The organism is Bradyrhizobium sp. P5_C12, assembly GCF_054049735.1.
Window position 1 is genome coordinate 1 of sequence record NZ_JBFULU010000093.1, and the last position, 9,496, is coordinate 9,496.

At 61.1% G+C, this 9,496-nt stretch carries 11 protein-coding genes and 1 pseudogene; 7 read left to right on the forward strand and 5 right to left on the reverse strand.

Translation table 11 applies throughout. From position 1 onward, the window contains the following. The 3 genes from ACXJMY_RS37195 to ACXJMY_RS37205 form a co-directional block, all read left to right on the forward strand. Positions 1 to 412, forward strand: a 412-nt coding sequence (locus ACXJMY_RS37195) for a hypothetical protein (protein WP_456624324.1), incomplete at its 5' end; no start/stop codon positions are given. A 38-nt stretch (positions 413 to 450) separates the two neighbouring features. Then, positions 451 to 1,119 carry a toll/interleukin-1 receptor domain-containing protein gene (locus tag ACXJMY_RS37200; protein ID WP_456624325.1) on the forward strand — a complete coding sequence of 223 codons (669 nt, stop codon included), beginning with the start codon at positions 451 to 453 and terminating at the stop codon, positions 1,117 to 1,119. Between the two features lie 216 nt (positions 1,120 to 1,335). Then, positions 1,336 to 1,851 carry a chromosome partitioning protein ParB gene (locus tag ACXJMY_RS37205; RefSeq protein WP_456624326.1) on the forward strand — a complete coding sequence of 172 codons (516 nt, stop codon included), beginning with the start codon at positions 1,336 to 1,338 and terminating at the stop codon, positions 1,849 to 1,851. A 351-nt stretch (positions 1,852 to 2,202) separates the two neighbouring features. Here ACXJMY_RS37205 and ACXJMY_RS37210 read toward each other — a convergent pair whose 3' ends face one another. Next, positions 2,203 to 2,487 carry a hypothetical protein gene (locus tag ACXJMY_RS37210; protein ID WP_456624327.1) on the reverse strand — a complete coding sequence of 95 codons (285 nt, stop codon included), beginning with the start codon at positions 2,485 to 2,487 and terminating at the stop codon, positions 2,203 to 2,205. A 161-nt stretch (positions 2,488 to 2,648) separates the two neighbouring features. Next, on the reverse strand, positions 2,649 to 2,945 hold the full coding sequence (locus ACXJMY_RS37215) for a cytosolic protein (protein WP_456624328.1): 297 nt from the start codon (positions 2,943 to 2,945) through the stop codon (positions 2,649 to 2,651). A gap of 484 nt (positions 2,946 to 3,429) precedes the next feature. Between ACXJMY_RS37215 and ACXJMY_RS37220 the strand changes: the two genes are divergently transcribed. Continuing rightward, a complete protein-coding gene (locus ACXJMY_RS37220) occupies positions 3,430 to 4,446 on the forward strand; it encodes a hypothetical protein (RefSeq protein ID WP_456624334.1) in 1,017 nt (338 codons plus the stop codon). Between the two features lie 130 nt (positions 4,447 to 4,576). Here the strand turns inward: ACXJMY_RS37220 and ACXJMY_RS37225 are convergent, their stop codons facing one another. Next, complete coding sequence (locus ACXJMY_RS37225; protein ID WP_456624329.1) at positions 4,577 to 5,623, reverse strand: acyl-CoA desaturase; 1,047 nt, start codon at positions 5,621 to 5,623, stop codon at positions 4,577 to 4,579. A 236-nt stretch (positions 5,624 to 5,859) separates the two neighbouring features. On the opposite strand from ACXJMY_RS37225, the gene ACXJMY_RS37230 reads away from it, so the two are divergent. Then, the gene (locus ACXJMY_RS37230; protein WP_456624330.1) at positions 5,860 to 6,657 is read left to right on the forward strand and encodes a transglycosylase SLT domain-containing protein; all 798 of its coding nucleotides are present in this window, start codon (positions 5,860 to 5,862) and stop codon (positions 6,655 to 6,657) included. Positions 6,658 to 6,968: 311 nt separating this feature from the next. Here the strand turns inward: ACXJMY_RS37230 and ACXJMY_RS37235 are convergent, their stop codons facing one another. After that, a complete protein-coding gene (locus tag ACXJMY_RS37235) occupies positions 6,969 to 7,250 on the reverse strand; it encodes a hypothetical protein (protein WP_456624331.1) in 282 nt (93 codons plus the stop codon). 79 nt (positions 7,251 to 7,329) lie between these two features. Between ACXJMY_RS37235 and ACXJMY_RS37240 the strand changes: the two genes are divergently transcribed. Next, the gene (locus ACXJMY_RS37240) at positions 7,330 to 8,166 is read left to right on the forward strand and encodes a PhzF family phenazine biosynthesis protein (RefSeq protein WP_456624332.1); all 837 of its coding nucleotides are present in this window, start codon (positions 7,330 to 7,332) and stop codon (positions 8,164 to 8,166) included. Between the two features lie 260 nt (positions 8,167 to 8,426). On the opposite strand, the gene ACXJMY_RS37245 is transcribed toward ACXJMY_RS37240, so the two are convergent. Beyond that, entirely contained in the window at positions 8,427 to 8,936 is a 510-nt protein-coding gene (locus ACXJMY_RS37245; RefSeq protein WP_456624333.1) for a hypothetical protein, read from the reverse strand. Between the two features lie 333 nt (positions 8,937 to 9,269). On the opposite strand from ACXJMY_RS37245, the pseudogene ACXJMY_RS37250 reads away from it, so the two are divergent. After that, positions 9,270 to 9,496: pseudogene (locus ACXJMY_RS37250) on the forward strand (phasin family protein); the annotation flags it as partial.

Below are 9,496 nucleotides of genomic sequence, written 5' to 3' on the forward strand. Positions count from 1 at the left end.
CATTCACTTTGAGGGAGTCGATTCCTTTATTGAAATCGGGAAGCCACAAAATACAGTATTTCTGAGATGCAACATCCCCTCAATTGAACAGGTTTGGGATAAGCCCGATTTTGCGGGAGTGATACGACCTCACCTCACGCTCTATGACGGCAAAGATCGAACACAAGCAAACCTCCTCCTTCGAACAACTCGTCAGTACCGCCTAAGATTTGTCACGCGCTCCACTCCAATTATTCAGATCAAGGCTAAATCCAAAGCTGCTGAAATTGAGGAATTTACAGTACACCAAGCGATCTACGATGAAATTCTAGATCGACGAATTGACTACCAGATTCTTCAAAATAAGCTTTGGCGTGAAAGACTACCCTATTTCGAGGAAGTCGCGCGCTTCATCGAAACTTACTACGGCTGACTAAGAGCGCCTCATCAAATCACAGGCCGGAACAGCCCATGAAGCTATTCGTAAGTTGGTCGCAAGATATAAGCCGCCAAATTGCTCAGGAATTCCGAGAGTGGTTACCCCTGATCAACCAAACCATAGAGCCGTTCATGTCCGAAGAGGACACTGATAAAGGCGCTCATTGGTCAGCCACTATTCGCCGCGAATTGGAGCAGAGCACATTTGGGATCGTCGTTCTAACCACGGAGAACATTGATTCGACTTGGCTCCACTTTGAAGCTGGCGCCATCGCAAAATCTGTCGAAGAAGGCCGGATCGTTCCTATATTATTCGGCTTAAAGCATTCTGACGTGCATCAGCCTCTCTCGATGTTTCAGTCTGCGCTCTTTGAAAAGAACGATATCTTCAGAGTTGTGAAGTCAATTAATAATGCCGCAGGGGACAACGCCAGGGAGGAGCGGCATCTCGCCACCATTTTCGAATCGACTTGGCCCTCGCTTGAGAGCGCAATCAAGCCCAAGCTCACCAAGTTGCGCGCCACACTCCCTCGCCATGAGCAAAAGCAACTAGAGCACGATCGCATTCTGGAAGAGTTGCTGTTGCTTTCACGTCAGCAGAGTCGCGCCTTGTCCAATCCAGCAGGCTTGGTCGGTGACGAGATACTAGCGCTATTACTGAGGCTTACACATGAACCAGGAATTACGGTGACAGTGCACTAAATTCACTCGCTCCGTCCCGCCGATCTGCGGCTTCGGCTCGCGCTTGGTGGGCGGCGTCAATTAAGTGTACTGTCGCCGTAATCGCAGATTGGTTCCGGCTTCGATGCTCATCAATGCTCTACCGCCGAAATAGCCTTTGCGGTCGAGCCCTTCCCTCCTAAACTCCCAACCCACCGGCATGGGTTCCGACGGGCCCGGTAGAAGCGGAGTCAAGTTATGCCCAAACCGGAGAGCTTCCCGATCGAGAAGATCTTCGTTCCCACGAAGCAGAAGAAAACCATCAAGCCCGAGATCGTCGGGGAGATCGCGGAAAGTATTCTGGACATCGGACAACAGGCCCCCATTTCCGTTCGGCTCGACGGAGACCGCCTCGTTCTGGTCGAGGGACTGCATCGGCTCGAAGCCTGCAAGGCGCTCGGTGAGACAACCATTATCGGTGTCCTGGTCCCGGCCGAGCTTGCTCAACACAAGCCGCTGCTGTCCGAAGGACCCGAAGTCGAGGCAGAGCGCATCAAGATGGCGCGATTGAAAAAGCTGCGCCTCGAGAAGGAAGCCGCAGAGACATCGACTGCTGCCTTGAAGAGCGTCAACGAAATGGAATCACCGCGCGCCAGTCCGGCGAAAGGCGTCCGCGGCAATCCGACGGCATCACTGGGCCGGACTGCGAAATCGACACCGAAAACATTGTCGGATTGGATCACGCAGCAAAAGGGCAACGGCGGCCGCTATTGATTGTCGGCTCCAGAATTTCGGTGCCAGCGCGCTAAATTCGTTTGCTATCGCCGGATCGGCTGCTCCGGCTAACTTTCGCATGCAACCCCGATTAAGCTCGTAGGATGGGTTGAGCGCAGCGATACCCATCGCTCATAAATCATATCGTGCGAAGGCGATGAGCTTCGAAATACGAAAACCTACCTGCATACTTTAGTCTTTCCGCGGAAGCGATACCCATCATTTGGCGTGATGGGTTTCGCCAGGGGCCCAACCTATCCTGCGTTCGACGCGCCGTTGTGTCCCGTCAGGACTTGGACGCAAGTACTTGAACGTCAGTACTTGAACGTCAGTCCTTGGACGTCAGTACCCTCACTTCATGCCCGAGCCGGTGGTTGGCTTCGTGCTCATGCCGGTGGTCTGACCTGGAGCGTAATTCGACGCGCCGGGGCTGGTCTTCTTCGAGGCCTTCGCGTGGTGCATCGCGTGCTGCTTCTGATGTCCAGGGGCGTAGCTGGATGCGCCCGGCTGGCCTGTCTTGGAACCCGATTGCTGCATCTCCTGACCTGGCGCCTTGCTCGACACGCCCTGAGCAAACACGGCTGGTGCTGTCGCCACGAGAGCCGCAGCAGAGAGCGCAATGATCATTGTTTTCATGTCATCCTCCTCTCAACATGCCCTCCCAATGCAACGAAATGAACCAACGGCCGTTCCCCTGAACGAACGTTCATGGTGAGAACAGCCAACCCATCCGCTTTCGCCGCGGTAGCGGGATGATGGGTCTTTCGAAGCGGATCATGCCGCGCGACAAAACCGGATCACGACTGCTCTATCAGCATCGGTGAACCGAGCTCTTCGAAATGAAACAGCTGAAAGACCCGCTGGCCGTTGAAGTCGAGCACTCTCAAATCATCGGTCTCGTGCAGATTGCTTTCGACCGCGTGAAAGTGCCCGCCGTAGCGCTCTCTGGCGAGCGCCAGGGGAACCTCGAACGCGACGAACTTGCCGATGCCTTTCTGCCTGAGCACTCCAAGCAGCTTCTGGTCGTCCAGGGACTGGTGCGAGGTGAGAATGAGCAGCGGACCGCTCGCCGTGAGCAGCAGAAGCGATTTCATCGGATCCTCCTTTGCGCCCCGCCTACCTGATCTTCCCCAGGCACTCCTTCAGGCGCTCCAGCTCCGTCCGAACCTGCGCCTCCATGGCGTCTTGCAATGCGAGTATCCCCCTGCTGGCCAATTCCGCGGAGGCCTTTCTGTCCAGGTTCTGCTTCCAATCCCGGATGGCTTGCCTGGTGGCCCTTTGGGCCTCCAACGTCGTCTTACCGTACTCCTTCATGCAGGCGTCGGCCATTGAGCAGGTCTGGCACTCCTGGGCCGCGGCCGGACCTGAAAGAAGCAAGGCGAGTATCGCGGTAGGGACCCTCATGGCGCTTCCTCCCGCGATAGCATAGCACGTCGCCGGGATGCCCGGGGGAGCAGCGCCCGGCTGTTTCAGCAACCGTAGCCCGCCATAATTTCTCCTTCGCACGCGCGTTGTGTTGGACAGCGGCGAGACCTATCCTTCCAACGATCGGACTGCCTCCCATTGACGCCCGACTGGATGGAGAGCGCATCGGTGCCTGACACGAACGACCCCAAACCTGATCATCAGAAGCCTGATGACCAGAAGCCTGATGCCCCCAAGCCGAACGAGGCGCGCGGCGATGGCGGGCTGGCGCGGGCCTACGACCAGATCAAGAGTGCAGAGCAAGACCTGGCGCGGCTGGACCGGCTGGTGTCCGGAATGGAACGCGGAAGCGAAGCCCCGCGAGCCTCGCAGGCAAGCGCCGGTGCGGAGGCAGCCAAGGCCCCCAGGGACAAGGCGCCGGCGCCGGATAACAGGGGTCGCGATCAAGGCCTGAAGGGAGATCGGCCCATGCTGCGCGCTTTGGTTGGCCTCGTGCTGGCGATCGGCATTCTCGGCGCCGCCTTCGCTTCGCAATATCGCGATGAGGCCAAATCGATCATGGCGAGATGGGCTCCTCGGGCCGCGAGCGAGCCCCCGCAAGCGTCCGCGGTCGAAAGTCCGCCGCAGCCGCCGGTCGTGCGACTGGCTGCTGTGGATGAGCCGACGCCGGCGCCCGCGCCACCGCCCGGCAAGGCAACGGAAAGCGCTCCAAAACCTGACGCCTCAAGACCTGACACTCCAAGACCTGACGCTCAAAGAACTGGCGCGACAGCGCCTGACCCGTCATCGCCTGATCTCGCGCAATCGCTCAAGACCATCACCAGCGAGCTTGCGAGCATCAACGGAAAGCTCGAGCAACTGAAAAGCCGCAACGAGCAGACGCTGCGCGAGCAGGCCGACACCATTCAACAGCTCAAGGCGGCGCAGGAGAAGGATGCGGCGGACAATGCGCGCCTCGCCGCGCAGGTCCAGGCGCTGCAAACGCAACTGACGGCTTCACCCGCACCGGCATCCGCGAAACCCGCCGTGCGCAGCGTGGTCAACGAGACCGCTGCGCCTGCACGGCCGCACGTGCAAGCGGCCGCACCGCGGCGGCCGAGGCCCCCGCCGCGAGGCCCCTGGATGCCCCCGCCCTATATGGTCGACCCTTACGGCGATCCGGATTGGTGAGCTGGCGCAGGTCGAGCACGTGTAGCCCGGATGGGCGAAGCGACATCCGGGGAACAATGGGGCAAGGTCCCGGATATCGCTTCGCTCATCCGGGCTACTCGCTGCCACTGCAATTTCCGTAATTCTAGGTCTACCTGACGCCGGAGGAGCCAAGGTCTTCGGCGACACGATCGATCGGGTCCTGGATGGCAACGGGCCCAAGGCCGCCTTGCTGCGCATCCGGCGGTGGGGACCGACGCACGCCGGCTCCGAAAATGTCGTGCACGAGCCCGAGTTTGCCAAGCCCGAGAATGATCAGGCCGTTGATGTCGATCTCGTACCAGGCGTGCGACAGGTAGGCGTCGCGCGGAAACCGATGATGGTTGTTGTGCAGCCCCTCGCCGAAGGTGAGGAACGTGGTCACCAGTTCGTTGGTCGTGCCGTCATTGGTCTTGAAGCGGCGGTAGCCCCAGCGACCGTCGCTGTGGCAGACCGAGTTCACCAGCGAGGTGGCCATGGTCATGATGTAGCTGCGGAACAGGCCGGAGAACAACATGCAGCCGATCATCGTGTGCACGCCGCCGAACGCGTAGCCGATGGCGCCCGGAATGATCACGGCCGACAGCGCGTACCAGTACCAGCGCGTCCTGGTGAAGAACATGGAGATCGGGTCGGCCAGAATATCCTTGGCGTAGTATTCGCCGTCGGTGGTCGCCTGGTCCCACACCCAGCCGCCCTGCGCATGGGACATCCCCTTGGCGAAGCTGGCAAAGCGGTTGCCGGCGCCGTCATAATAAGGGCTGTGGACGTCGCCGGGCTTGTCGGAGTGGAGATGGTGGCGGCGATGATTGCTCACCCATTTCAGGATCGAGCCCTGCACCGCCAGCGTGGCGACCGCGGCCAAGATCGCCCGCATCACCGGACCGCAGCGAAAACTCCGGTGCACGAAGTAGCGATGCATGAAGCCGATCCCGACCGTGGTCAGCAAGAACATGCCGACGAAGACCGACACCTCCACCCGGCCGATGCCTTGCCAGAATGCCCAGACCAGCGCAGCGATCGAACCACCGATCATGAAGCCGAACGCGATGTAGGAATCGAGAAACTTGGCGTCGACCACCGGGCCTTCAAACAGCACGCCCGGCGGCATTTTCCGCTCCGCATTGTCGTCCGACGCCACGCCCTCAATTGCAGTCATTCCAGCCGTCCATTTACGAAAAATTAACTGTTCTGCAGCGCACCGTACAACCGAGGGTTATTTTGAGCAACAACGCGGTCGGCCGTAGGAGCACGGAACAGGGACCTGAAAAGACGCTCTCGGCGTGACGTGAAGCCGGATTTCAAAGCAATATCATCAACTCCGCCAGGTGATGGGTTTCGCAAGGGCTCAAGCCATTTACCCTGTTCCCGGAAAACCCATCTCCCAGAAGACCCATGCCAAGGAAAAGCAACAGCCTGCTCCCTCGCCATCGCAATATCCGGCGGAGCGCCCGCTGGGTGCGAAAGACCTTCGCGCGCGCACCGCGGATGGCTCGGATCGCGGGTGGCGCGGCGATCCTGCTTGGGGCCATCGCGCTGCTGAACATCGCCTATCACATCGTCCGCAAGCCGACCGAGCTGTTCGTCCTTGTCGGCAACGCGCTCGACAAGGAGCCGGCCGAGACCTGGCGGCAATACGGGGCGCTGTTCCGCAAGCATTCCACCGCGACGATCACGCCGGAATTGCTGGCCGCGCTGGCGCAGGTCGAGAGCTCGGGCAATCCGGTGGCGCGCACCTACTGGCGCTGGCGATGGAGCCTCAATCCGCTCGCGATCTACCGGCCCGCCTCCAGCGCCGTCGGCCTCTACCAGATGCTGGACGCGGCCTATGCCGACGCCGCGCGGTTCTGCGTTCGCGGCAACACGGTCACGGACACCGGCTGCGGGTCTACCTTCCTCTACATCCGCGCGATCCCGAGCCACGCCATTGAGCTCGCATCGGTGTATCTCGACCGCAATGTGGCTGACGTTCTCGCCCGCGCGGGCGACGTGAAGGCAAGCCGCGAGCAGAAGCAGGATCTGGCCGCCTTCATCCATCTCTGCGGCGGAGGTCCCGCAACAGCCTATGCGCGCCGCAAGTTTCAGATGATGCCCAGCGAGCGCTGCGGCGATCACCTTGTCGCGAGCTATGTCGCCAGGGTCAACGCGATGAAGCGGCAGTTTCTGCGCCTGGCGGCAGATGACGGCGATTGAGGACCGTAGCCCGGATGGAGCCAACGGGTCGGCGCGAAGCGCCGCCCGATGACAGGCTCCGCGAAATCCGGGGTCTTTGCGCCGAGCTGCGCTGGTCCCGGATTGCGCTGCGCTCCATCCGGGCTACGAACTGCGGCTAGCGGCGGATGACTGCAATTACTCGTAGGGTGGGTTAGCCTTGCGGATGCGCGAAGCGCAGCCCCGCAAGGCGTAACCCACCTCTTCTGCTTCCGCGGAGACACACAGTGGTGGGTTACGCCTTCGGCTAACCCACCCTACGCTTTATTCAATGCCGCGTCCGTCAGTGGCCTTCACCACCAATACGGCCACCGCCATCCCTCATAGCGCACCCATGACGACACCGGCGGCGGGGCGTACGGATCGACCCGGTCGTCTTCAGGGCGATAACGATATCGTGGAATAACATAGTAATCCCACGGTGTCGGCCTGAGCACGGGCGCCGTGACAATGAGCCTTTGCTGTGGTTCACGAACGACTTGCGCCTTCCGCGCCCGGGCTTCAGCACCGGACGTTGCAAGGCTACACAGCACCAGAGCCGTTCCGAGCGCGCACGCGGCGGTCATTTTCTTCATGCATCGGTCTCCTTGCGAAGAGAGTGCAAAAGGACTCGAAGCAAGGCAAGCTAATTCGCCAACAACCAGGATCAAATCCATGACGACCGTGCTCCGCATCGCCGCCTTCTCGGACGGCAACACAGGCGGCAATCCCGCCGGCGTCTGGATCGGCGACACCTTGCCGGATGCGCCGCAGATGCAGGCGATCGCGGCGGAGGTCGGCTTCTCCGAGACGGCCTTTGCGGCGCCCGACGGCGGCGCCTGGCGCGTCCGGTACTTCTCGCCCGCGATGGAAGTGCCGTTCTGCGGACACGCAACCATCGCCCTCGGCGCGGCGCTTGCGCACCAGCACGGCGACCGCAGCTTCGAGCTGCGTCTGAACGACGCCGTCATTTCCGTTTCGGGTCGCCGCGACGGCAACACCATCGCGGCGGCACTGCAATCGCCGCCGACGCGCAGCGCGCCACTCGAGCCGGTGCTGCGGGATGCGCTGCTCGACCTGTTCGGCTACGCAACCTCCGATCTCGACCCGAAAATACCGCCGGCGAACATTCACGGCGGAGCCGATCATGCCGTGCTTGCGCTGACGTCGCGCGAGGCGCTCGCGCGCATGGCCTATGACTTCGAACGCGGACGCGCGCTGATGGACAAGGCGGGGCTGGTCACCGTCGCGCTCGTGACCGTGGAGACGCCGCGACTGTTCCATGTCCGCAACGCGTTTGCCGCCGGAGGGGTCGTCGAGGATCCCGCAACGGGCGCCGCCGCCGCGGCGTTTGCGGGCTACTTGCGCGACATCGGCTGGCCGCATGGCGGCGCCATCGACATCGTCCAGGGCGAGGACATGGGCGCGCGGTCGCTGATCCGCGCGGAGATCGGCGCGACCAAAGGCAGCTCGATCCGGGTCTCGGGAACGGCCCGCTTCATGGCTGGGTGAATGGTGGTGCAGCTTGTCCGCCGAAGCCAAGAGCGAGCGTAGCCCGGATGGAGCGAAGCGTAATCCGGGACAGGTGCCCGCCGCGCAATTCCCGGATTGCGCGGAGCCTGTCATCGGGCGGCGCTTCGCGCCGACCCGCTGGCTCCATCCGGGCTACGGGCTCGACCCATCACCAGCTGCTCCGCAACAGTGACGGGGCTCGCAAGCTCGCAGGATGGGTTGAGCGAAACCCATCCTGCGAACGACGCTCTACGCCCGCCTCACCGTATCTCGCTGATCGTCACCTTGGCGGCGATGCCGCTCAGCTCGAGCAGCTCTTGCTCCGCAAGTTCCGGCTCGGGAGACTCGCCGACCGAGACCTCCGCCATTCTGCGCTTGACCTGTTCGCATGTCTTGCGGACATCTTCGGTGAACAGCGCGCATTCTTCGATGCGCTTGAAGATCTTCCGTCCCTCTTCACGATACCCCGCCGCGGTTTCGCGCATGTAGGCAATCGCATCATGCACCTGGACCGTCAGCGCCTCGCATTTCCGCGCGGCGTCGATCAACTCGCTGCCCATGGCCTCGATCTCTTTGGCCGCGGACTCATAGTCGCGAACGACCGCCTCTGCACTGAGCGCGCCGACGCGCGTCACCCCCTCGGTGTGCTCGACATAATCGGGTAGAGCAATGGAAGCGATCGAGCTTCCCGAGCGTACCGACGCAATGTCCGCCTCGAGCTGAACCAGGTTCACTCCATCTCGTCTGCGCAATTGTTCAACACTTGCCATGATTGACCTCCCAATACGCACCCAGAACCCCAAACGGCGTTGAGTGTATTACGGGGGTAAGAGTCATTCTAACTAGATGTGCCCTTGACGGCCTCAGCTTTGCCATTTTTTCCCAGTCGCTGACGCCGCACGCAGCGATGATGGGTGTCATAAGCGCTCAACCTCTCCTAAATGCTGAATTTTTCCTCACGAAAGGTCAGGGAATGAGCCACTTATCCCCTGCCCCATCCAAAATCTCTCCACACACCCGCCACCCCGATGACAAGGCGCAACCGCGATTCCGGCGGGAACGGAACGAAGTCTCGCGTCATAATTTATTGGGAGTGTCGTTTCATGTTGAGAACGGACGGGAACAAGCCAGTGGGCAAGCCGGGCCAGCGCAAGGGGCGGAAAAAGAGCGGGCAACGGACGAAGGCTGGCGAGCAACAGCTTGCCAGGACTGATGAAGCACGGGCGGCGGAGGTTGGCCAAGAAATCGGTCAAGAGATCGGTCAAGAGATCGTTCAAGAAATCGGTCAACCGACCAGTCCAGACATAAATGTATCGGTCGCCCCGAACCC

Excerpts from the sequence above, each read along its gene's own strand:
- ACXJMY_RS37215 (WP_456624328.1), bottom strand. The coding sequence starts at position 2,945 with ATGAAATCGCTTCTGCTGCTCACGGCGAGCGGTCCGCTGCTCATTCTC.
- ACXJMY_RS37200 (WP_456624325.1), top strand. The coding sequence starts at position 451 with ATGAAGCTATTCGTAAGTTGGTCGCAAGATATAAGCCGCCAAATTGCT.
- ACXJMY_RS37220 (WP_456624334.1), top strand. The coding sequence starts at position 3,430 with ATGGAGAGCGCATCGGTGCCTGACACGAACGACCCCAAACCTGATCAT.
- ACXJMY_RS37225 (WP_456624329.1), bottom strand. The coding sequence starts at position 5,623 with ATGACTGCAATTGAGGGCGTGGCGTCGGACGACAATGCGGAGCGGAAA.
- ACXJMY_RS37240 (WP_456624332.1), top strand. The coding sequence starts at position 7,330 with ATGACGACCGTGCTCCGCATCGCCGCCTTCTCGGACGGCAACACAGGC.
- ACXJMY_RS37245 (WP_456624333.1), bottom strand. The coding sequence starts at position 8,936 with ATGGCAAGTGTTGAACAATTGCGCAGACGAGATGGAGTGAACCTGGTT.
- ACXJMY_RS37230 (WP_456624330.1), top strand. The coding sequence starts at position 5,860 with ATGCCAAGGAAAAGCAACAGCCTGCTCCCTCGCCATCGCAATATCCGG.
- ACXJMY_RS37235 (WP_456624331.1), bottom strand. The coding sequence starts at position 7,250 with ATGAAGAAAATGACCGCCGCGTGCGCGCTCGGAACGGCTCTGGTGCTG.
- ACXJMY_RS37210 (WP_456624327.1), bottom strand. The coding sequence starts at position 2,487 with ATGAAAACAATGATCATTGCGCTCTCTGCTGCGGCTCTCGTGGCGACA.
- ACXJMY_RS37205 (WP_456624326.1), top strand. The coding sequence starts at position 1,336 with ATGCCCAAACCGGAGAGCTTCCCGATCGAGAAGATCTTCGTTCCCACG.